The sequence below is a fragment of the Austwickia chelonae NBRC 105200 genome (genome assembly GCF_000298175.1).
In the GTDB taxonomy this organism is placed as follows: domain Bacteria; phylum Actinomycetota; class Actinomycetes; order Actinomycetales; family Dermatophilaceae; genus Austwickia; species Austwickia chelonae.
On record NZ_BAGZ01000021.1, the window covers coordinates 1 to 22,832 of the forward strand.

The 22,832-nt window shown below is 66.7% G+C and carries 18 protein-coding genes and 1 CRISPR repeat array; of the genes, 8 read left to right on the forward strand and 10 right to left on the reverse strand.

What is annotated here, in order from left to right:
- Positions 1-35: 35 nt before the first annotated feature.
- A CRISPR array of direct repeats spans positions 36-918; the repeat unit is 28 nt; unit sequence ATGCGCCCCGCACCTGCGGGGATGAGCC.
- A gap of 422 nt (positions 919-1,340) precedes the next feature.
- The 3 genes from AUCHE_RS13775 to AUCHE_RS13785 form a co-directional block, all read right to left on the reverse strand.
- Entirely contained in the window at positions 1,341-1,592 is a 252-nt protein-coding gene (locus tag AUCHE_RS13775; RefSeq protein ID WP_006503933.1) for a hypothetical protein, read from the reverse strand.
- Positions 1,589-2,116, reverse strand: coding sequence for a Panacea domain-containing protein (locus tag AUCHE_RS15915; protein WP_006503934.1), 528 nt, complete (start codon positions 2,114-2,116; stop codon positions 1,589-1,591). The genes AUCHE_RS13775 and AUCHE_RS15915 overlap by 4 nt, the downstream gene beginning before the upstream one ends.
- A gap of 146 nt (positions 2,117-2,262) precedes the next feature.
- Positions 2,263-3,372 carry an adenosine deaminase gene (locus AUCHE_RS13785; RefSeq protein ID WP_006503935.1) on the reverse strand — a complete coding sequence of 370 codons (1,110 nt, stop codon included), beginning with the start codon at positions 3,370-3,372 and terminating at the stop codon, positions 2,263-2,265.
- Positions 3,373-3,973: 601 nt separating this feature from the next.
- On the opposite strand from AUCHE_RS13785, the gene AUCHE_RS13790 reads away from it, so the two are divergent.
- Entirely contained in the window at positions 3,974-5,500 is a 1,527-nt protein-coding gene (locus AUCHE_RS13790; RefSeq protein ID WP_006503936.1) for a hypothetical protein, read from the forward strand.
- 101 nt (positions 5,501-5,601) lie between these two features.
- Here AUCHE_RS13790 and AUCHE_RS13795 read toward each other — a convergent pair whose 3' ends face one another.
- From AUCHE_RS13795 to AUCHE_RS13805, 3 genes are all read right to left on the reverse strand, one after another.
- Positions 5,602-7,749: a hypothetical protein gene (locus AUCHE_RS13795; RefSeq protein ID WP_006503937.1), complete on the reverse strand. Its 2,148-nt coding sequence runs from the start codon at positions 7,747-7,749 to the stop codon at positions 5,602-5,604.
- A complete protein-coding gene (locus AUCHE_RS13800) occupies positions 7,746-8,420 on the reverse strand; it encodes an ABC transporter ATP-binding protein (protein WP_006503938.1) in 675 nt (224 codons plus the stop codon). Before AUCHE_RS13800 ends, AUCHE_RS13795 begins: the two co-directional genes overlap by 4 nt.
- 328 nt (positions 8,421-8,748) lie before the next feature.
- Entirely contained in the window at positions 8,749-9,072 is a 324-nt protein-coding gene (locus AUCHE_RS13805) for a transcriptional regulator (RefSeq protein ID WP_006503939.1), read from the reverse strand.
- Positions 9,073-9,221: 149 nt separating this feature from the next.
- On the opposite strand from AUCHE_RS13805, the gene AUCHE_RS13810 reads away from it, so the two are divergent.
- Together AUCHE_RS13810 and AUCHE_RS13815 are read left to right on the forward strand one after the other, a co-directional pair.
- Positions 9,222-10,310: an S-(hydroxymethyl)mycothiol dehydrogenase gene (locus tag AUCHE_RS13810; protein ID WP_006503940.1), complete on the forward strand. Its 1,089-nt coding sequence runs from the start codon at positions 9,222-9,224 to the stop codon at positions 10,308-10,310.
- Entirely contained in the window at positions 10,307-10,924 is a 618-nt protein-coding gene (locus AUCHE_RS13815; protein WP_006503941.1) for an MBL fold metallo-hydrolase, read from the forward strand. Before AUCHE_RS13810 ends, AUCHE_RS13815 begins: the two co-directional genes overlap by 4 nt.
- Positions 10,925-11,044: 120 nt before the next feature.
- Here the strand turns inward: AUCHE_RS13815 and AUCHE_RS13820 are convergent, their stop codons facing one another.
- Complete coding sequence (locus AUCHE_RS13820; RefSeq protein ID WP_006503942.1) at positions 11,045-12,379, reverse strand: M20 family metallopeptidase; 1,335 nt, start codon at positions 12,377-12,379, stop codon at positions 11,045-11,047.
- Positions 12,380-12,601: 222 nt separating this feature from the next.
- Positions 12,602-13,276 (reverse strand): superoxide dismutase family protein, encoded by a 675-nt coding sequence (locus AUCHE_RS13825; protein WP_006503943.1) that lies wholly within the window; start codon positions 13,274-13,276, stop codon positions 12,602-12,604.
- Positions 13,277-13,554: 278 nt separating this feature from the next.
- Between AUCHE_RS13825 and AUCHE_RS13830 the strand changes: the two genes are divergently transcribed.
- The gene (locus AUCHE_RS13830) at positions 13,555-14,538 is read left to right on the forward strand and encodes a BadF/BadG/BcrA/BcrD ATPase family protein (protein ID WP_006503944.1); all 984 of its coding nucleotides are present in this window, start codon (positions 13,555-13,557) and stop codon (positions 14,536-14,538) included.
- Here the strand turns inward: AUCHE_RS13830 and AUCHE_RS15920 are convergent.
- Positions 14,514-15,170 carry a TetR/AcrR family transcriptional regulator gene (locus tag AUCHE_RS15920; RefSeq protein WP_006503945.1) on the reverse strand — a complete coding sequence of 219 codons (657 nt, stop codon included), beginning with the start codon at positions 15,168-15,170 and terminating at the stop codon, positions 14,514-14,516. The two genes, AUCHE_RS13830 and AUCHE_RS15920, sit on opposite strands and share 25 nt — an antisense overlap.
- 197 nt (positions 15,171-15,367) lie before the next feature.
- Here AUCHE_RS15920 and AUCHE_RS13840 point away from each other — a divergent pair, with 197 nt between their 5' ends.
- Entirely contained in the window at positions 15,368-17,134 is a 1,767-nt protein-coding gene (locus AUCHE_RS13840; protein ID WP_006503946.1) for an oleate hydratase, read from the forward strand.
- An 840-nt stretch (positions 17,135-17,974) separates the two neighbouring features.
- On the opposite strand, the gene AUCHE_RS17925 is transcribed toward AUCHE_RS13840, so the two are convergent.
- Complete coding sequence (locus tag AUCHE_RS17925; RefSeq protein WP_407639826.1) at positions 17,975-18,535, reverse strand: helix-turn-helix domain-containing protein; 561 nt, start codon at positions 18,533-18,535, stop codon at positions 17,975-17,977.
- A gap of 372 nt (positions 18,536-18,907) precedes the next feature.
- Here AUCHE_RS17925 and AUCHE_RS13855 point away from each other — a divergent pair, with 372 nt between their 5' ends.
- From AUCHE_RS13855 to AUCHE_RS13865, 3 genes are all read left to right on the forward strand, one after another.
- Complete coding sequence (locus AUCHE_RS13855; RefSeq protein ID WP_006503949.1) at positions 18,908-20,392, forward strand: dicarboxylate/amino acid:cation symporter; 1,485 nt, start codon at positions 18,908-18,910, stop codon at positions 20,390-20,392.
- A 200-nt stretch (positions 20,393-20,592) separates the two neighbouring features.
- Positions 20,593-21,306, forward strand: coding sequence for an ABC transporter ATP-binding protein (locus AUCHE_RS13860; protein WP_040322672.1), 714 nt, complete (start codon positions 20,593-20,595; stop codon positions 21,304-21,306).
- Positions 21,303-22,829 carry an ABC-2 family transporter permease gene (locus AUCHE_RS13865; RefSeq protein ID WP_006503951.1) on the forward strand — a complete coding sequence of 509 codons (1,527 nt, stop codon included), beginning with the start codon at positions 21,303-21,305 and terminating at the stop codon, positions 22,827-22,829. The genes AUCHE_RS13860 and AUCHE_RS13865 overlap by 4 nt, the downstream gene beginning before the upstream one ends.
- Positions 22,830-22,832 lie beyond the last annotated feature (3 nt).

The window sequence follows — 22,832 nt, forward strand, 5'->3', positions numbered from 1 at the left end:
CCCCCGATGTTCTTGTTGGCCAGGCAGAGGATCGCATGCGCCCCGCACCTGCGGGGATGAGCCGAGGTGGCGTGCCATGACATGGATGCGTCCTGTATGCGCCCCGCACCTGCGGGGATGAGCCGATGGAGCTCAACGCCCGGCGATTCGCGGAGGCATGCGCCCCGCACCTGCGGGGATGAGCCGGCCCAGCGCACCGGGTCCCCTACGAACAAGCTATGCGCCCCGCACCTGCGGGGATGAGCCGACACCCGACCGACCCTGTGCGTCGCTCAGAGCATGCGCCCCGCACCTGCGGGGATGAGCCTGAATGGGCCCCGTTCGCAGCGGGACCCATTCGATGCGCCCCGCACCTGCGGGGATGAGCCGGGCAGCCGGAGCTTGCGTCCGGTGTCGTCGGCATGCGCCCCGCACCTGCGGGGATGAGCCGACGTTGGGGCTGGAGAACAAGACCAAGCTGGCATGCGCCCCGCACCTGCGGGGATGAGCCGTGCCACCCGTGCCACGACATGACGCCAAGCGAATGCGCCCCGCACCTGCGGGGATGAGCCGTCGAACCCGAACCCGTCAGCGTTTGACTGCTCATGCGCCCCGCACCTGCGGGGATGAGCCAGTCCGGGGTGAGCGTCCATGACGCGGTCCCGGGATGCGCCCCGCACCTGCGGGGATGAGCCCCAGCTCCGAGACGCCGGCGTGCCCGTCTACGAATGCGCCCCGCACCTGCGGGGATGAGCCCCGCTGCTTCAGCTCGTCGACGTTCGCGCCCGAATGCGCCCCGCACCTGCGGGGATGAGCCGCATGTCGACGATATGTGCCCGGGACGTGTCGGATGCGCCCCGCACCTGCGGGGATGAGCCGACGGTGACTGCGGAACCGAAGACCGTCACGGCATGCGCCCCGCACCTGCGGGGATGAGCCAACCCATAACCTTCTGCTCTGTGGACTCGCGGAATATTCGCAGCCGGTCACTCCTTCTACGTGACCAGCACATCTGGCCCTTTCCCGTGTAGCGTCAATCGCGCCTAGACGGTATGCCCTCTCGCCATCGGTGCTGTGTGAGCGAACGTGCACGCGCACGTGGATCTCAGGAGCAGTCTCATGGCGAAGAAGGGGAAGCCGCCGATCGGCTCCGCGCAGAGCGAAGCTGCGAGGCATCGCCAAGTACGAGCATTGACGCATTCCTGCTGGATACAGCCAGTTGACACGGCGAGATCAGCTGAGACCGACCATCCGCGCGTTGATCCACATCGCAGCGGTTCGCGCGCCGTCCTGATCCTCGGCAAGCGACCTCACGAAGTAGTCGACCTCCGCCGCCGACGTCCACACGAGGCTTTGACCATTCAGCTCCAGGAACAGAACCGTCGTGTGCCAGGCCAACCGCTTTTGCCGTCGGTGTACGCCTGAGCGCGCTGGATGCCGTCAAGCAGCTTCCCTGCCTTCTGGGCAAGCGACGGGTAGAGGGCGCGATCGAAGACCACCTGGAACGGGGCGTTGACCGCTCCATCGAGAAGGCCGGGGTCTCTCAGGACCCCGGCCTTCACCACGACTTCGTACAGCGCACGAACTTGCTGCGCTGTGACCTGGACGATCACCGGGCGAGCAGAGCTAGTGCGTCGTGCCACCGGTCTTCGTTGGCACGCGCGATAGCCAGAACGTCTTCGTCAGACGCTCGGCCGGTGGTGACCGAGGGCGCAGTCGGTCCCTCACCTGCGATCGACTGCTCCGTGTAGTACTTCCTCATCGCATCATGTCTGATCTCGTGAGAGCAGTGCCCCTCACCGTCGTTGTAGTTCTCCCAGGTGTCCCGCCAGGGGGGCTCAGCGTGCGATAGCTCACTGAGAGCAGTTCCAGACCGTCGCCCGTAGTGCGCCAGGACCGCATCGATGACCGCGGTGTCGCGCTCCTCCAACGCATGGGACGGCGCGACCGGGCGGTAGCGCAAGGCACGGACGACCGGCCCCATCTGCCACGCCTCGATGCGGTCGTTGAACATCGGGCGTCCTTGCCAGACAAGGGACCACGCCTGGATGTAATAGGCGAGCTTGTGCCTGTGCATCTCGCCGAGGGTGGGCATGCGAGACTCCACGTAGCTCATCACGTCCATGATGTCTGCCATGTCAGCCTCCTCTGCTACTTCGTCAGGTTTACATGACACTACTTACTGTGCCTGACAACGCATCGACCGAGTAAGACCATTCCGTAACGAATGCCTCGGCCCAGTCCTCCGTGCCACAGCCCCAGCCCGACCCAGACAGGCTCAGGTCAACGTGGCGGCGGTACTGGTTCGACTCCGCGTGCTGCCGCGAAAGCTGGCCGGATCGTCCCGGTGACGAGGCGCTCGCGGGAGTCCTCGTCCCAGAAGGCGGCGCGGGCGGCGTCCACGGTGAATCGTTCGACCGCTTCGATGCCGTAGCCGAAGGCTTCGCAGAGCAGAGCAAATTCCTCGGTCAGGGTGGTGCGGCTCTGCAACCTGTTGTCGCAGCTCACTGTGACGAGGAAGCCCAGGTCCGCGAGGATCGGGAAGGGATGGTCGGCGATGCTGTCGCAGATGCCCGTCTGGACATTCGACGTCGGGCACACCTCCAACGGGATGTGGTGGTCCCGCAGGTAGGTGGCGATCTTCCCGAGTTTGGGGCTGTCGGCGTCGAAGCAGATGTCCTCCATGATCCGTACTCCGTGGCCGACCCGTTCCGCGCCGCACTCGATGACGGCCTGTCGGATCGACTCCGGGCCGTCGGCTTCACCGGCGTGGGCGGTGCTGTGCCCGCCTCCGGCGCGGATCGTCGCGAAGGCCGACGCGAAACGGTCGGCGGGGAAGCCGTCCTCCGCGCCGGCGATGTCGAAACCGGCCACCCCGCGGTCCTTGAATTCCAAGGCCAGTTCGGCGACCTCCGTGGAGGGTTCGTTGTGGCGCATGCTGCACAGCAGTTGGCGCACCACGATCGGGTGGCCCTGTTGGGCGCACTCGGCCATGCCTTGGACGAGCCCGGCGGCGACGGCCTGCACGGCGTCGCGCATGGTCATCTCGCCCTGGGTGTGTTGTTCGGGCGCCCACCGGGTTTCGCCGTAGACGACTCCGTCGGCGGCGAGGTCGTGAACGTACTCCCGGGCGATCCTGGTCAGGGATTCGGGGGTCTGCAGGACAGCGACCACGTGGGTGAAGGTCTGGAGGTAGAGCTCCAGTGAGCCGGAGGTCGACGCCTCGTAGAACCAGTCGCGCAGGGCGGCGTCGCCGTCGGCGGCTGCGTCGGGGAGCTGCCAGCCGATCTCTTCGGCGAGTTCGATGATGGTCTGTGGGCGCAGGGCACCGTCCAGGTGATCGTGCAAGGAGACCTTGGGCAGCGCACGTAGCTGGTCACGGGTGAGGGTCATGGGTCCTCCTCGGTCGCTCCTGGTGGCTTTCCGTGTCGGGTCGTCGCCGGGTTCGTGTCCCCTCGAGCACTGCGACATGCCCGGATGGCGCCGAGGACATCCTCGACAGCATCAGAATGCCTGTCACTGACGTGAATCCGTCGCTTTGACGGCTCTTGCCAGTTCTTTCGCAAGGTCAACGTGCCGTACGGGGTGTTGGGTTCCGCACTTAAATAGGATGTTGGGTCTGATTCGGTTCTTTCTGCCCGGATGCCACCGGTGGTCGTGACGCGGGGTCTTTCTCGCCGGTCCCGGGCTTTTCCTGCCGTCTGCCCTGTCGTGCGCGGGCCCTCTTCGCCGGGATGTTCCTGCCCTGCCCTACCCGGCCCCGCCTTGCCGTACGTCGTCGGCCGACCCTCCCGCGCACCCATCCTTGCCCTGCTTTTATGCAGCTTTACGAGAAGCTATCTATAGTTAAGCTATTAGAAGGCATACTTTGGTAAAAGATGGATGAGCGCTCGGGTGACACCAACCCGCCGACACCCGCGCGCCCAGGGGGCACGGCGCCCTCCGCCGCGCACCCCACACCCGCGAATGATGCATCGGTGCAGGTAGGAGAGACATGTTCAAGGCCGCCCCGTCCGCCCATCAACAAGCCCTCGAAGACCAGTTCGGCCTCGCCGACCGCGTCGTCAACGAAGGCGTCCTCGCCAACAGCGTCGAACGCTTCCGCGAACGAGGCATCACCCTCCCCACCCTCGAAGAACTGTCGAACCCGCCGAAATACATCACCCAAGAGAAATACGGCGACGCCGACCCCCAAGGCCCCGACCCCCGCAACCTGTGGCGTGTCCACTGGTACAACGACAAGGACGGCAACCAGGTCGACGTCCCCGAGCACGTCGTCCTCACCAAAGAACTCACCGGCATCGACTCCCCGATCCTGGTGCTCTTCGGCAACCGCTTCCCCATGATCACCGCGCACAAGGTGCTCGCCGCGTACGCATGCCTCGCCCCGCGCCTGGTCACCGGCCAGTTCGACCCCACCGCCCACCGGGCCATCTGGCCGTCCACCGGCAACTACGCCCGCGGTGGCGTCGCCATCTCCCGGCTGATGGCCTCCCGCGGCGTCGCGATCCTTCCCCAAGGCATGAGCCAGGAACGCTTCGACTGGCTCGACAAGTGGTGCGAGAACCCCGCCGAAGACGTCATCAAGACCGTCGGTACCGAGAGCAACGTCAAAGAGATCTACGACGAGTGCAACCGTCTCGCACAGGACGACGGCAACTTCATCTTCAACCAGTTCGCCGAATTCGGTAACCACCTCACCCACTACAAGGTGACCGGCGCCGCGCTCGCCCACGTCTTCGAGCACTACAAGGAGACGACCGGTAAATCCGAAGCCCGGCTCGCGTTGATGACCTCCGCGACCGGGTCCGCCGGGACCATCGCCTCAGGTGAATACCTGAAGGACACGTACGGCACGAAGGTGTGTGCGGTCGAGGCCCTCGAATGCCCGACCCTGCTGAAGAACGGCTACGGCGAGCACAACATCCAGGGCATCGGCGACAAACACCTGCCGATCATCCACAACATCAAGAAACACGACCTGGTGTGTGCGATCTCCGACCGGGCCACCGACTCCCTCGAAGTGATGTTCAACGAGGAAGCCGGCGTCGACTACCTGAAAGCCAAGGGTGTGCCGCAGGAGATCATCGACGCGCTGCCCGACTTCGGTGTGTCCTCGATCTGCAACGTCCTCGCCGCGATCTCCTGCGCGAAAGTGCTCAACCTGGGCGCCGACGACGTCCTGGTGACAGTGGCCACCGACGGCGGCCAGATGTACCCGTCCGAGCGGGCCAAGATCACCGAGCGTGACTTCGCCGGTGCCTTCACCGCCCAACACGCCGCCGAGGTGTGGGGCGAACACCTGGCCACTGTGCCGACCGACGCCACCCTCGAGATGACCGAATTCGACAAGGACCGCATCTTCAACCTGGGCTACTACACCTGGGTCGAACAGCAAGGCACCCCGTTCGAACTGTTCGAGTCGCGGCGCGACCAGAAGTTCTGGGACGACCTGCACACCTACCTTCCGGTGTGGGACCGGATGATCCAAGAGTTCAACGCGAAGGTCGACGCCGGCTGAGCCGGGGGAGGAGCTCCGGGGCGCATCCCCCCAGGCCTGGGACGCGCCCCGGAGGACCCCCACCCCCACGAACAACCCCACCCCGACAACGCAGGCCCGCTCTACTCCTGCGGAACCAACGGATCGGACGCCCGCGAAAGCACCCCTCGCGACAGACCCACCGCCGCCGGGGCACACACCCCGGAGACCACGGCCAACACCACCGTCGGCCACACCGGCACCCCCGCCTGCGTCGAACTCAACTGCACGAAACCCGCCGCGACGGCGAGCCCCGCCACCCAGGCCAGCGCCAAGGTCGGCCACACGTTCAAACAGGTCTGCAGGACCAACGACCGCTGCAGATCACCCAACGACATCCCCGCGATCCGCAGACCCCGCAACGTACGCCCCCGCCCCCGCACCTGCGCGTGCAGGCCCACCACCAGGGAGATCACCGCGACGCCGGTGGCTACCAACACCGTGGCCACCGTCGCCATCAGGAAAGGACGCGTGACCTGCCGGGCCTGGTTCGCCGCCTCGCCGAGTGTCTCCACCGTCGACGTCGCCAGCTGCGCCCGGATCAGGTCGGTCCGCAGTCGCTCGGTCGCCTGGACGCCGTCACGTTGGAAGACGGCGAACAGCGTGGACGTCTCTCCCAGCGGTGGGATCGCAGTCGAACCGTGTTCCTGCTCGATGTGAGGCGGGAGCGGAACCCGGTGCGCCGTGGACACCGCCCGGACCGCCGCCACCGCAGCCTGCCCGCAGGTCGGCGGCCCGCCGTCGACGGACAACCCGCGACAGCGCAGCGACGCACGCCACCCGCCCTGGTCGTCCAGCGACGACGGGTCCGGGGTGTGCACCGTCAGAAGGGCATTCGGGTCGAGCCCGTTCACCCGCGGGAGCGCATCCGGGGTCACCGCGAGGACGATGGCATCCCGCCCCACGGACTCGGCGGCCGAAGCTTTTGCCCCGCCGCCGGACTCACCGAGCGTCGGGAAAAGTGTCATCAGCACCCCGGAGACCACGGTGAGCAGCGCCAAGGCCGCAGCCATGCCCACACTGCGGCTGCTCTGGCGTCGAGTGGCCGCACCGCCGATCACCATCCACGGGATGCGACTGTTCATCGGCGGCCCGGCCAGCCATCTCGCCAGGATGGCACCCGACATCGTGGCCGCCACGCAGAGCAGCAGAAAACCTCCCAGCAGGGCAGCAGCCCGCGCGTTCACTTCGTCCGGCCGCGGCCACCACACACTGACCACGACCCCTGCCGCGCCGAGGAGGACACCCGAGAGCGCCACCCACGAAGGTCGGGTACGTCGCCCACCGGAAGACGGCGACGGCGACGGCGCGAAACCGGCCCGCACACTGCTCAAGGCATACACCAGCGTGGTGACCAGGAGGAGTACGCCCAGGCCCACCGACATCGCCAGTGGATCGGGGCGAAGATCACCCGGCCACACGCCGTGCCCGACGGGAAGCCGAGGCGCGACCCACTGCGCCGACAGGAAGAAGACCGGAACCCCGACGAGCACCCCGGCCGCAGCTGCCACCAGACCTTCCAGCGCGGAGGCGCACAGGAAGACCTCCGGGGGAAGACCGATGAGGTCCATGGCCGTCCGACGCCGCGCACGCGCCGAGGACTCCACCCCGGAGGTCACCCACAGCAGCCACGCCAACGGCAGACACAACATCGCCGCGATGACGGGCGCCCCGACCCGCACCACGCCGGGCACCACCACATCGGCTCCTGCCGACGAAGCCATCCCCGCGATCAGCACGCCGCCGCGAGCCTCGACCTCCGCAGCGGGGGCGCCCACCACAGCGCGTAATTCGCGAGGCCCGCGCAGCGCGTCGGCAGGCATCTGATCGACCACCCGGCCCGGATAACGCCGGGCCAGCTCGGCATCCCGTTGCAGCGCAGCCGCCAATGCCGGGGAGACCACCATCTCGCCGGGGCGCGGATTCCCGGACAGCCGCGGAAACCGGAAGGTGGACGTCTCCGGCACCGCGATCCGGTCGACGGTGACCGGAAGACCCCGATAGTTCTCGACCGACTCCACCACCCACGCGCCCTGACCCGCGGCCGGCGCCGCACCCCGCACCGGCATGGTCGAGACTGCGACATCACGCTGCGTCTGCCCGACCGGCCCCGCGGAGAGCGCCGCGAGCACGACGACACCGATGACCGCGACCACCAGGACGGTGACGAAGCTCCGCCGCCGCTCGGCGGCCATCCCCCGGAGCGCCACCCATGCGGCCGCCCGGATCATCGCTGACCTTCCGGATGACACACGCCGTCACGCATCTCCACGACGCGGTCGTAGCGGGACAGCTGGCTGCGCTCATGGGTGACCACCAGGACACCCACCTGGTGACGACGGGCCTGGGCGACCAGCAGGTCCATGGCGGTGGCGGCGTTCTCACTGTCCAACGACCCGGTCGGTTCGTCCGCGAGGATGAACGCCGGACGCCCCACCAGCGCCCTCGCGATGGCGGCCCGCTGGCGTTGACCGCCCGAAACCTGCGCCGGAAGCCGCCCGGACAGCGCACCCACCCCCGCGACCTCCAACAACGAACGGGCCTCGGCTTCTGCCGCCCGACGGGAAGCCCCGCGCATGAGCCCAGGCAGCAGCGCATTCTCCAAGAGGGACAGCTCAGCGATCAGCTCCCCGAACTGGAGAACGAACCCGAGATGACGGGCCCGGAAATCACGCCGGTGACGCGCCGACATCTCCGACAGGGAAAGATCCCCGAAACGGACCGTGCCCTGACCGGGCACCTGAAGACCGGCCAGGCACATGAGCAGGGTCGACTTGCCGCATCCGCTGGGACCGACCAGGGCCACGATCTCCCCGGAGGAAAGAGTGAGCGACGAACCGCGCAGCGCGGGCGTCTCCCCGTAGGAGACATGCACATCGGTGGCAGAAAGGACGCCGTTCACGATGCGACCACAATCTTCCGACACGACTCCATACGGCGGAGCATCACATGATTGTCGGACCCCAATATGCGGGCCAAAGATTTCGCTTCAGGAGATATTGATGCTGAGACGGAACAAGAACTGAGTGGCGCTCCCGCAGCTACACCAGCGATGATGCGCAAGATTGAATGAACATTCATGCATTCCTCGCATTTTAAGAGTGTGAGCCAAGGCTAACTCTCATCACGTTTGATTCAGCGCTTCTCCCGGTTTTTCCGCAGCGAGTCCCGCAAACAGGAATCAGGCGGCGACAACAGGAACACCTGTATGCGGCACCCGGGCAGCCAGATCAGGGCCGTCGCGCCCGCACCGATTCCGAACGGCGGACCACCCTGGCCAGACGTTGGATCTCGGCGACATGCCCACAGAAAGCGACCCGCCCGACATCGGTGAGGGCCACCTCCAACCGGTCGTGGCCATCGGTGCGCCGTCGAACCGTCTGCGCATATCCGTGTTCGCGCAGCACCCGCACATGTTTGCTCAGTGCCGAATCGGAGATGCCCAACTCGTCCCGGAGGCCGGAGAACCTGCGCGACTCCACCGGGATCAACAAGGCGCACAGACGCATCCGGGTCGGCTCGTGGATCAGGGCGTCGAACACAGGGGCGGGCACCCCGCCATCCTCACATGCGTCTTGCCGCATAGGAAAGGCTCTTTCAGGTCGACGACCAGCACCGACCCGCCCACGACCGCTTTCTTCCTGGCCAAATACGCCAGACCGACGTTGACTGGGGGCTACCCCGCACCGAACGAGGAGCCCACATGCCCACCACCGTGAAAGGCGTCATCGCCCGCAGCAAAGGCACCCCCGTCGAACTCGTCGATGTCGTCGTCCCCGACCCCGGGCCCGGCGAAGCCGTCGTGAAGATCCAGGCCTGCGGGGTCTGCCACACCGACCTGCACTATCGGGAAGGCGGCATCAACGACGACTTCCCCTTCCTGCTCGGTCACGAAGCCGCCGGAACGGTCGAAACCGTCGGCGAAGGCGTCACCGACGTCGCCCCCGGCGACTACGTCGTCCTCAACTGGCGGGCCGTCTGCGGACAGTGCCGGGCCTGCAAACGCGGCGAACCCTGGTACTGCTTCGCCACCCACAACGCCACCCAGAAGATGACCCTCACCGACGGCACCGAACTCACGCCGGCCCTGGGCATCGGCGCCTTCGCCGAGAAGACCCTCGTCGCCGCAGGCCAGTGCACCAAGGTCGACCCCGAAGCCGCGCCCGCCGCAGCCGGCCTCCTCGGCTGCGGTGTCATGGCCGGGATCGGCGCCTCCATGAACACCGGCGCCGTCAGACGCGGCCAGTCGGTCGCCGTCATCGGGTGCGGCGGGGTCGGCTGCGCAGCCGTCGCCGGGGCAGCGATCGCCGGGGCGACCACGATCATCGCCGTCGACCTCGACGACCGGAAACTCGACCTGGCCCGGAAACTGGGCGCCACCCACACGATCAACAGCAGCGGCGTCGACCCGGTGGAGCAGATCCGCGAACTCACCGGCGGACACGGCGCCGACGTCGTCATCGACGCCGTCGGACGCCCCGAGACCTGGAAGCAGGCCTTCTACGCCCGCGACCTCGCCGGCACCGTCGTCCTCGTCGGCGTACCCACCCCCGAGATGACTCTCCCGGACATCCCGCTGATCGACGTCTTCGGCCGCGGCGGTTCCCTCAAATCCAGTTGGTACGGCGACTGCCTGCCCGAACGCGACTTCCCGATGCTGATCGACCTGTACAAGCAGGGACGACTCGACCTGGACGCCTTCGTCACCGAGACCATCGGCATCGGCGACGTCGAAGCAGCCTTCACCAAGATGCACCACGGTGACGTCCTGCGATCGGTGGTGACCCTGTGAGAGGCCCCCAGATCCCGGTGGCCCGCGGCATCACCTCGGGCACCTTCACCCTCGACGGCGAGACCTTCGACGTCGACAACAACGTCTGGGTCATCGGCGACGACCGCGAATGCCTCGTGCTGGACGCTCCGCATGACGTCGCCGAGATCCTCCAGATCGTCGGCGACCGCGAACTCAAAGCCATCGTGTGCACCCACGCCCACGACGACCACGTGCGTGTCGCACCGGAACTGCGCGAACGCACTGGCGCGCCCATCTGGTTGCACCCGGCCGACCGTCCGTTGTGGGAACTGACCCACCCCGACCAGTCCTGGGACGCCGATCTCGCCGACGACCAACGGATCACCGTCGGCGGGGTGACCCTCCAGGCGATGCACACACCCGGCCACGCTCCCGGCGCCGTCTGCTTCTACGCCCCCGACCTGGACGCGCTCTTCTCCGGGGACACCCTCTTCGCCGGAGGGCCCGGCGCCACCGGCCGTTCCTTCTCCTCCGAACCGCAGATCCTGCGGTCCATCAGGGAGCGCCTGCTGACCTTGCCCGGGCACACCGTCGTCCACACCGGGCACGGCGACTCGACGACCATCGCAGCCGAACGGGAGAACATCGGCTGAACCCGGACCCGGGGAGGGGAGGCCGCGGGGCCGCGTCGCCGGCGCGGCCCCGCCGGCGCGTACGCTCCACCGTCATGGCGTCGCCCCGGTCGCCCCGCGGATCGAGGACCCGCCCGGGGGTCACAGGGTGAAGGCGCTGCCGGGGAGTTCCGCCGCGGACAGGTAGATGCCGACGTTGCCGGTCAGCGACCGCTCCAGATAGTCGATCCGGGCGTATTCGTGAGGGGTGTGGATGCTCGCTTCCTGCGTGCCGGAATAGCCGATGCAGGGTTTGCCGAGGGCGGCGACGGCGGGCACGTCGGTGGAGAACGGCCAGTAGGTGTGCGCGACAGGTTCGCCGACGGAGGACAGGCCGTCACCGCAGGCGCGGACGAAGGGATGCTCGGCCGGGATCAACCACGGTTCCTTGCAGGCTTTTTCGGTGTCGACGGCGCCGGTGTAGCTGACGCGTTCGTAGGAGTTGACGGTGACATCGGCGCGGAAGGTCTCGTCGGTCTCGGCCAGGGTGTCGATCACCTCGCGGATCCCGGCGACGACGTCCTCGACGGTCTCGCCGGGCACGGTGCGCCGGTCGAGGATGAATTCGACCTTGTCAGGGACGATGGCCAGGGCGTTCGGGTAGACGGTCAGCATGGTCGGGGCGATCCCGGCCCGGCCCAGTTCGGGGTGGCTCATCCCGCTGCCCCAGGTGCCTTCTTCGACGGCACCGCTCAACCGGGCGGCGTGGACGAGGGCGTTGACCCCCAGCCAGGGCGAGCTGCTGTGGCAGCTGCGTCCGTACACGGTGACCTTCAGTTCGACCCGTCCTCGGTGGCCGAGGGCGAGCCGCAGACTGGACGGTTCGCAGCAGACCATGGCGTCGACGGTCAGCCCGCGGGCGGGCATGGTGTCCCGGATGAATCTGCGCATGGAGAACATCTCGCCGGGTTCTTCCATCGCGACCTGGGTGAGGAGGAAACGACCCGGGACCTGGTGTCCTTCGTCGATCAGGCGGGCGAGGACCGCGCCGGCGTAGACCTGGGCGGCCATGCCGCCTTTGAGGTCGGCGACGCCTCGACCGTGGATGACCTGTGCTTCTTCGTCGGGTTGGCCGGTGCCCAGGGGCGGCGGGGCGGAGTCGGTGGGGATGGTGTCGATCTGGGCGCCCCACGGGTCGTAGGGGGCCCAGGTCGCGGGGTCGCCGGCTTCGACGACGTCCATGTGTCCGTTGAACATCAGGGACGGTCCGGGGCGGGTGCCGTCGATGATGCCGACGACATTGCCCCAGTCGTCGCGGAAGGCGTCGTGGTAGCCGAGGGCGGTCAGACGTTCGAGGAGTAGTTCGGAGACGGCGTGTTCGTTGCCGGTGATCGAGGGGATGCGGACGAGGTCCTGGGTGAACTCGATCATCTCCGGTGCGAGTCGTGTGGCGATCGCTCGGGCGCGTTCGAGGGTGTGGCCGGACAGGTTGGTCACGTGTCCTCCTGGAGGGCAGAGGGGTTCGCCGCCGGAGTGCGTTCGGCGGTGGGGGAGCCACGAGTCAACCTACGCCGGGACGTTCTCGGAAATGGTGGGGGTATGGCTCCGAGGACGACCGGGCGTTCCGGCAGGTGCTGTCCGAGTTGGTGATGGCGCGTATTTGCCGAGGCCGCAGCCTTTTTGGGTGTCGGGCCGGCTGTTCTGCGAGGGGTGCGGGGGTCAGTGTCCGCCGCCGGCGTCCTTCTTCTTCAGGACGGCGCAGCCGATGCGCGGGCCGGAGTCGCCGGCGGCTTTGGTCTCGGCGTCGGGGCCGTTGGGGGCGTAGCGGGTGGGGATATTGGCGTAGTTGTCGGGGTTGTTGTGGATGATCATGCTGAGTCCGGCGGCGGCGTCGAGGTGGCTTTCCTTGATGCGGTCGGTGAGGGTGCTGATCTTCCCGCGGCCGTCCTTGCCGACGTAGAGGACGGGAAGGTCGCCGTCGTGGTCGGGGTGGGACTGGCCGGCTGCGGCGAGATGGCCGCCGGAGGAGAGGTGGTGGCCTTTCTTCTGGGGGTCCTTGGGGTCGTGGGAGTCGGCTTCGCATTTGCCGACGGCGTGCAGGTGCATGCCGTGGAAGCCCGGGGGGAGGCCGTCGGTGGTGACGCGGACGGTCATGCCCTGGTCGGCCTTGGCGAGTTCGACGGTGCCGACCTTCTTGCCTTCGGGGTTGGTGATCTCGCCGGTGGCGAGGGCGGCGCTGTCCTGCGGGGTGGAGCCGTGTCCGGCTGCGCCGTGGCTTGCGGCGGTGCTCTGCCAGCTGGGTTTTCCTTCGCTGACGGCGCTGTTCTGTTGGCCCCCGCAGCCGGAGAGGACCGCAGCGGTGACGGCGATGAGGGGTAGGGCGGCGCGACGCATGGATCCTCCTGGGGGTTCGCTGGGCGCCCTACACCCTGGTTCATGTGTGGCTGTAGGGGCGTCGGTGTGGATATCGGGTAGCCGGGGTGGTCGTGGCCTGCGCCGGGTGGTCGTGTCGGGCGACGTCCGGGAAACCGTGGATGACATACGATATGGCTTTTTCCTGACCTGGGGCCGTGGCCAAGCCGGACGTTTCATGGCAGAGCATGATGGAGGAGTACGGCGCTCGACCGCGGCAAAGGACGCCTGCGGAGTGCTTTCAGAGCCAGGAGGTCACCATGTCGCTCTCGGACACCCCCGGAACCACCGAGAACCCGGCGATCCACGCCGTCGCCGACTGCGGCGGCACCCACACCAGACTCGAACTATGGCGTGGTGACGAACTCCTGGTCACGGAAAATCTCGGCAGTGCGAACACCGCAGCCACCAGCGACACCGAAGCCGCCCGGATCTACGCCGAACTCGTCGGCCACATCGCCTCCCGGGTGCCCGACCCGGTCGACACCTATGTCGCCACCGCCGGATTCGACGACCCCACCGCCGACCGACTCGCCGAGATGTTCGCCGACGCCGTCCGCGAGCACCGCTACCTGGGACGCATCCACCTCTTCAACGACATCCTCCCCCTGCTGTTCACCGACGAACCCGGCAGCGAATCGGTCGCCGCCATCATCGGCACCGGCAGCGCCTTCTGGGCGCGGAACGCCCAGGACGACATCACCCGGGTCGGTGGCGTCGAATGGGTCGCCAGCGACGAAGGTGCTGCCGTCGACGTCGGACGGCGCGGACTCGTCGCCATGGTCCGCGCCGCCGACGGCCGCGGGGAGGCCACCACCATCACCGCCCGGGCCGGGCTGGACGACGCCGGCGCGCTCCGACTGGCCCGCGAGCTCGGCCAGGACTCCCGGCCCAAGAAACACCTGGCGGTCCTGGCCCGGGCGGTGACCACGGCCTGGGAGGAGGACGACGACGCCGTCGCCGGCCGGATCATGGCCTCCGTGGTCGAACAGGTGGAGGAATCCTTCGCCGCAGCGGCCCGGAACCTGGCCGACCCGGCCGCCGCGACCTGGGTGATCTGCGGAGGCCTGGTGGGCGGCTGCCTGCCCTACCAGCGATTGGTGCTGGGTGCGTGCGCGCGGGCCTCGGGCGGCGCTGCGCAGGTGCATGTCGTGGAGAACGCTCTGGGTGCGTTGCGGTCGTTCGCGGCCCGGGGGTGCGCGTCCCGTGTCGGGAACCGCTATCGGAGGACCGTGGTCTCCTGACCGGCAGCGGTCTCCCGGCCGACCTCCGGTGGGAGGAGCCCGTGCAGGAGGGTGCGGATGGTGGCGCGTAGCTGCCGGGGGAGGTCGTCGCTCGGTGCCCGGCCGATGCCGACCCGGACCAGGTCCATGTACATGGTGGCGTAGATGCTGTACGCCGCGAAGGCCCGGTTCTCCTCGGGGTGGCCGGGGTGGGTGACGGCCAGGATCTCCCGGATGGTGTTCTCGAGCTGTTCGACGGTGGCCAGGTCGGCGTCGCGTCGTGGGTCGACGGTGAAGAGGAGTTCGCGCTGGTAGGCGACGACGACCTCGGGGTGTGCCATGCCGGTCTCGGCGAGCGGGGTGAGCAGGGCGACGACGGATTCGACGGGCCCTGCGCCCTGTCGTGCCATGCGTAGGCCCCGTTCGTGGCCGAGTCGGAGCCGGGAGTTCATCACGGTGACGAGCAGGTCGGCCTTGGATCGGGCGTGGCGGAAGAGGGTGCCGTTGGAGACGTCGGCTCGTTGGGCGATCTCCTGGGTGGTGACGGCGTTGTAGCCCTTGAGCCGGAAGAGTTCTTCGGCGGCGTGGAGGATGGCCTCCGACTTGAGGCGCTTGTTGCGTGCGCGGCGTCCTTCGTCCTGGGTGGCTGTCATAGGTCCCTTCTTGGTGCGGGTGCGTCCCCGCGGAGATGAAATATGTTCCTTATGAGAGGTTACTCCGTTTTCGAAGGAGTGATCTGGCCTGTGTGAACTTCGCTACAACGTGACAGTAGACCTTCAAAACGGAGTACGCTCCTTTTTGGGTGGTCGTGTTGCCGCCCTGTCAGGCAGACCATCAGGAAGGACGCACGGTGTACTACAGCAGTGGCAACTACGAGGCCTTCGCACGCCCCCGCAAGCTCCAGGGCGTCGACACGAAATCCGCCTACCTCGTCGGCGCAGGCCTCGCCTCCCTCGCCGCAGCGGCCTTCCTCGTCCGCGACGCCCAGATGAAACCCGAACGGATCACCATCCTGGAAGCCTCCCCCCTCTCCGGCGGCGCCTGCGACGGCATCGTCGACCCCGAGAAGGGCTTCCTCATCCGCGGCGGACGCGAGATGGAGAACCACTTCGAATGCCTCTGGGACCTCTACCGGTCCATCCCCTCCCTGGAGATCCCCGACGCCTCCGTCCTCGACGAGTTCTACTGGCTCAACAAGGACGACCCGAACTACTCGCTCATGCGCGCCACCAAGAACCGCGGCGAGGACGGCGAGACCAACGGTGAGTTCACCCTCACCATGCGGGCCCAGAAAGACCTCATGAAGCTCTTCTTCACCCGCAACGAGGACCTCTACGACAAGAAGATCACCGACGTCCTCGGCAAGGACTTCTTCGAGTCCAACTTCTGGCTCTACTGGCGCACCATGTTCGCCTTCGAAGACTGGCACAGCGCCCTGGAGATGAAGCTCTACCTGCAGCGCTTCATCCACCACATCGGCGGCCTGCCCGACTTCTCCGCCCTGAAGTTCACCAAGTACAACCAGTACGAATCGCTGATCCTCCCGCTGGTCACCTGGCTGAAGGACCAGGGCGTCGTCTTCCAGTACGACACCAAGGTCACCGACGTCCGCTTCGCCCTCACCGCGCCCGCACCCGGCGGCACCGGCACCACCAAGGTCGCCGAACGCATCGAATGGATCCGCGACGGTGAACCCGGCGGCGTCGACCTCACCGCCGACGACCTCGTCTTCGTCACCAACGGCTCCTGCGTCGAGAACTCCAACTGGGGCGACCACCACACCCCGGCGACCCTCGACCCGGAGGTCCGCGAAGGCGGCACCTGGCAGCTGTGGCGCAATATCGCCCGCCAGGACCAGAGCTTCGGCAACCCCGAGAAGTACTGCAACGAAACCCACCTGACCAACTGGGAGTCGGCCAGCCTCACCACCCTCGACGACCGGATCCGCCCCTACCTGGAGAAGATCTGCCGTCGCGACCCGCTCGCCGGTCGGGTCACCACCGGTGGCATCGTCAGCGTCCGCGACTCCTCCTGGATGCTCTCCTGGACCATCAACCGCCAGCCGCACTTCGCCGCCCAGCCCGGCGACAAGATCGTCGTGTGGATCTACAGCCTCTTCACCGACCGCCCCGGCGACTACGTCAAGAAGCCGATGCGCGACTGCACCGGTGAGGAGATCACCCGGGAGTGGCTGTACCACCTGGGCGTCCCCGTCGAGCAGATCGACGACCTCGCCGCGAACTCCGCGGTGTGCATGCCCTGCATGATGCCGTTCATCACGTCGTTCTTCATGCCTCGCCGGGCCGGTGACCGCCCGAACGTGGTGCCCGACGGGTGCGTGAACTTCGCCTTCCTCGGCCAGTTCGCCGAAACCACCCGGGACACCATCTTCACCACCGAGTACTCGGTGCGCACCGGCATGGAGGCCGTCTACACCCTGTTGAACGTCGACCGTGGCGTTCCCGAGGTGTGGGGCAGCGTGTACGACGTCCGTGATCTGCTCAACGCCACTGCGCGCATGCGGGACGGCAAGAAGCTGAAGGTGCCCGGTTTCATCATGAAGCGCCTCGACCGCACCATCATCGGCGGCCTGCTGCGCTCCACCGGCGTCATCTGACGGGGGCGGCCGGATACCGATCCGGTCGGATCAGCGGGCTCAGATCGGGCCGTTGATCCGACCGGATCCGGCGGCTGATGCGCTGCGGCCGTGCAGTAAGGCCGCACTGACGACGAGTGCGGACATTCGGCTCAGGGTGTCCGCACCGGCGGATTCTTTTCCGTGGCGCAGGCTCAGCCCTGAAGTGCGATCTGGAGTAGGTGTTTGCGGATGCGTTCTGCGAACAGAGGCAGCCCTGCTCGGGTCAAGGTCTCAGGGAGGTCTGTGCCCTCAGGGATGCGTTTGCCCCAATAATCGCGCTGCTTTCGAGTGACTGTGCAGACTATGCTCGGCGCGCAGTCGTCGACGTAGCAGAAGAACTCATCGGGTTTCCATATCTCGTAGGGAAGAGAGTCTTCGCTGCCACCTGACGATAGAAGACCCTCTCTGTCGTTGGTGAGAACGATGTCGGCTTTGCAATGCACTGCAGCTGAGTGCACATGGTGATCGTTGGGATCTTTCCCTAGGAATCCGCTGGCCTGTGGGAAGTCGGTAACTTTGTAGTGCCCGAAGCTCCCTTCTAATTTTTTTACGGATATTTTCCAAGCGGCTGCTATTTCATTCGGGGTGTGTCCGTCGGAGGCTGTACAAAGTCTCGACCAGTACATCTTCGCTCCATCGAGGCTGATATACCTCGCCGTCCTCGACAGTTGCCGTCAGGAGGAACCAGTCCCGTATCGCCCTTGAATACAGCACATTCGCATCAACGAAGACGATGTGCTGTCCTAGGCCGTACATCTTCCCAGCTTAATGATTTCGGAGTGATATGGACTGGGCCATGGACTTCTTCTGCTGCGGCATTTAGACATCGTCGGCTGCTTCGAGTTCACGCAGGGCATCGAAGGCGGCACGCTGATCAGCCCGCCTACGGCGACGGGCCTCGTCCACATCATCCGTCCGGAGTCGTGTATGACTGCCGACTTTATGTGCAGGGATTTCCCCCTTGCGGATCATCTTCATCAATGTGGGCCGGGACACTCCGAGCGCGGCTGCGGCAGCAGTCGTCGTGAGTGTGGCAGGGCGAGATCCGACAGTGACGGTTTGTCCGGAAGCAAGAATGCGGATGGCTTGACGCAGCACGTGGTCCAGTGCTGAGGGCAACGGCTGTGGAGCGCCGTCAGGTCGGGGGAGTGAGGCCATCTGGTGCCCGGTGTCGAGGCTCTTGTTCAGGTTTCGTGCTTCATCGAGAGCGCGGCTGCTGAGGAGCACATCGGGGTGCGAGGGGCCCATTGGGCTGTCCTTCCGGTCTGATGGTTCGGGCTTAACGGACAGTCTATCGACTGTTGCAGATATAAGTGAAGCAATTTCTGAGTGTACGGGTTGCTGGCCGGTGCTGTCGTCGTGAGCGGCTGGTGGTGCCATGGGAAGAACTGGGAAACAAGCCACGATGTCCTTTCGATGAAGCTGCGGAGAGCGGAATCTTGGCTCGCGTGGTGGCGGGCCTGCGGAGGCTGCAGTAATCCGTGAAACTAGCCGACGACCAGTGAAGATACTTGTCGCTCAGCGTGTTTCCGGGTACCACCGGCGAATGGGAAGTGCGGCGGAATAAAATGAATACCTCGCGCGTTGGGTGAGCCGTGAGCAATATCTGGCATCTCACCGAACGTCGGTACGTGGACCTGTGCATGCAGGCCACGTGTGTCTGTCGAGGCTGACCACCCGCCTCGCGCCGGCACCACACGGTGCTTCCGCCCGGCGGTCGACAACTTGAGACCTGCCAGCAGAGGAAACAGCATGACCAGCGCATCACAGCCTGCATCGCCCGCGACATCGCCCACCCCTGCCGCTGCGGACACGAGCCCGCCGGCCGAGACCCCACCACCTCGGCGACGCGGGCCCCGCATCTCCTACACCACCCAGGTGCTCCTCGCCCTCGCCGCCGGTATCGCCCTGGGCTATCTGGCCCGCGCCGCGAACCTCGACTGGCTCGCCAACTCCCTGGGCATCATCGGGTCGCTCTTCGTCCAACTGCTCAAACTCGCCGTGCCGCCGTTGGTGTTCACCGCCGTGGTCAGCAGTATCGCCCACCTGCGTGGAGTCACCAATGCGGCCCGCCTGGCCGGTCAGACCCTGCTCTGGTTCGCGATCACCGGCCTGGCCGCATCCCTGATCGGTGTGGCCCTCGGCCTGCTCACCCACCCCGGGCGGGGAGTCACCCTCGACCTGGGCACCGCGAAGGCACCGTCGAAGGGCGGTGGCTGGACGGACTTCCTCGCCGGGATCGTCCCCACCAACCCGGTCGGAGCTTTCGTCCAGGGCAACGTCCTGCAGATCGTCTTCCTCGGCGTGGTCGTCGGACTGGCCGCGGTGCAGATCGGCGACAAGGCCGAGCCTTTCCTGAAGCTGACCGACTCGGTGCTGGAGATCACCCAGAAGGCCCTGTGGTGGGTCATCCTGCTCGCCCCGATCGGTACCCTCGGCCTCATCGGCAAAGCCGTGGCCACCTACGGTTGGGATCTGCTCGCGCCGTTGGCGACCTTCGCGATCGACGTCTACGTCGGCTGCTTCCTGGTGTTGTTGGTGCTCTACCCGGCGGTGCTCTTCTTCTCCGGACGGTTGAGCCCCAGGAAGTTCTACGCGGGCGCCTGGCCGGCCATCCAACTGGGTTTCGTGTCGCGGTCGTCGGTGGGCACCATGCCTCTCACCCAGGAGGTCACCATCGACCGGCTGGGTGTACCCAAGGATTACGCCGCCTTCGCGGTGCCCTTCGGCGCGACCTCGAAGATGGACGGATGCGCCGCGATCTACCCGGCGTTGGCGGCGATCTTCGTCGCCGAGGTCTTCGGGATGGACCTGTCGATCCCGCAGCTGGCGTTGATCGTCCTGGTGTCGGTGGTCGGTTCCGCGGCGACCGCCGGGCTGACCGGGGCGATCGTCATGCTCACGTTGACCCTGTCGACCCTGGGTCTGCCGCTGGCCGGTGCCGGTCTGCTGCTGGCGATCGACCCGATCCTCGACATGATGCGCACGGCCACCAATGTCGCCGGGCAGGCGTTGATCCCCGTCGTCGTCGCCTCCCGGGAGGGCATCCTCGACCGTTCGATCTACGACGCCCCCAAGGGGGACATGGTGATCGGCGGCGAGGCGCCCAAGTCCGACGACGTCGACCGTCCCGTCCCGGCCGCCCCGGTGAAGGACGAACCGGCTGCGCAAGGAGCCGCCGCGGCTCCTGCCGAGCCGGTCGCTGCCGGGCAGGCCTCCGCGAAGAACGCGGGATGAGCGCGTCGACGACGTCGATCTGATCCGTACGGCAGCTCAGCGGATCTTGTAGGAGGAAGGGCCGGGTTTTCCCAGGGGGAACCCGGCCTTTCCGGTTGCTCTACGAGCTAGGGCCGTATCCGGAAAGTCCTTGTCGGCACCATCAGGGGCAACTATGCTGCGGATCGAACTACTACAGTCAGTAGCAGAAGAGGGCCGTGATGGAAACCGACAGTTCACTCGCTGTGGTGACGACAGACCTGAACCACCGATTCGGCCGGGTCGACGTCCTCAGATCAGTGCACATGACCGTCCGGACCGGCACCGTGTACGGACTCATCGGCCCCAACGGTGCCGGGAAATCCACCCTGCTGAGCGTGATTCTCGGCCTGGTCCGCCCCACCTCCGGCGCCATCCGTATCTTCGGCCGCCCCTGGAGCAATGACTCCCTCAACCACATCGGCGCCACCCTCAACGGCCCGGCCTTCTACCCACATCTCACCGCCACCGAGAACCTTCAGATCCACGCACATCTCATCGGCGCAGACCGGTCACACATCCGCGCCGCCCTGGAACAGGTCGACCTGCCCGCACAGAGCAGAGCCAAAGCAGGCACCTTCAGCACCGGAATGAAAAGCAGACTCGCCCTGGCCATCGCGCTCCTGGGCGACCCCGAGATCCTCATCCTCGACGAACCCCAGAACGGACTCGACCCCGTCGGCATCGCCTCGCTGAGACAGATGCTGCGAACCCGCGTCGACGACGGCAAGACCGTCATCGTCTCCAGCCACCTGCTCGACGAGATCGCCCATCTTGCCGACGACATCGGAATCCTCGTCGACGGGCGACTGCACCACCACGGGCCACTGAACCCGGACGAGAACAACACGACCCTTGAAGAGGTCTTCTTCGACATCATCGGAAACAGCCGATGACATCCGTCGACCCCCACTCTCCGACAGTCCGCCTTCCTCGACCTCGCAGGCACCCCCGGCTCACTGCTGCATCACGAGCAGAACTGCTGCGCTGGCGCCGGAGCCCCGCCCAACGGACCACCGCCGTCGCCGCTTCCTACGGTGCGGCCGTCTGCCTCCTCCACGCGGCCTCCACCATGGACGGCACCTGGAGGGTGCTGAACAACTGGAACAACATCTGGGCCGTCCTCATCGGCCCGCTCTACGCACTCCTCCTCGGCGCGACCATCACCCGGGCCGAGACCGCCACCCGGTCCGGCGGAACTCTCTGGCGGTCGAGCTCACCGACCGCAGCCCGGGCCGCGCGAGCTGTGTTCCTCCTCCTCCACCTCACCGTCGCCAACCTCGCCGCGATCACGATTCCACTGATCTACGGGCTCCTCGTCGGCTTCCCCGGGCCAGCCCCGGTCCCTGAGACCCTCCTGCTCTCTGCGGTAAGCACCCTCTCCCAGAGCGCACCGGCAGCACTCGGCACAGTGCTTGCCCACACCCCGTTCCCCGGCCTATCACTCACCGCGGCAGCTGGATTCATCATTTCCTGGATCTTCGTCGGCACCGTCGAAACCGATGACTGGGCCGCTTGGCCGGCCAACTGGTTCATCCGGGGAACCCTTCCCCTGACCGGAACCCACGCGAACGGCATCGGCCTCGAAACCGGCAGTCATCTGTGGCACATCACCCCGTGGACCCCGGCGACCGCATCCTTCGCGCTCGCCGTGCTGGTCTTCCTCTGCATGCCGGTGCATCCCCGACGGCCGGCATCCGTCGGCCTCCGTCGTCATTCCGTCTGCCCGGGAGCTTCGAGTGCTCCGGAAGCCGAGTACCTCGGGTTACCCCAGCGTTTCCCTGTCGTCGCCGCGTTGGCACTGGTCCTCGCCCGCACCTCGACCCCGTGGATCGCACCGGGGCTCTTTGCCGTCGGTCTGCTCTTCCTGCGCTGGCAGCCGGTCTCGAATGTGACAGAACTGGTGGTCGTCCTCTTCCTGCCCGTCGCGGCGACCGTACTTCCGTTGAAGGTCTGGGCGGTGCTCTCCCCAGGCCGGCGCGCTCTGCGCACCCGGGCTACCGGCAACCGTCGGATGACCGTGTCCATGTTGGTCATGACCCTGTTCTCTCTCTTCGTCCTGTACGCGGCGGCTCTGTCCTTCCTCGTCGTCCACGGTTTGTCCGGCGATATCGCGTGGCGGCTCTGGACAGCAGGCATGCTGACCGTGTCGGTCCTGGTTCCCGCGACCTTCCTGTCCGCAGCGACCCTGGGTGTAGCGGTGACCGGTGCGTTCAACATCGCTGGAGTGGTCCTCGGACTGCTCGTCGGCGCATCGTCCTTGCAGTCGGTGCTCTGGCCTTTCCTTCCTTGGTCATGGGGTGTGCTCAGCTGGTTTCAGCTGCGCCATGTCCTCCTCGGCGTCCTCGTTGCAGCTCTGGCCGCCGGGCTCGTCCGGGCGCTCTGCGTCATCAGGCTCGGGCATCGTGGTGGTTGCTAACAT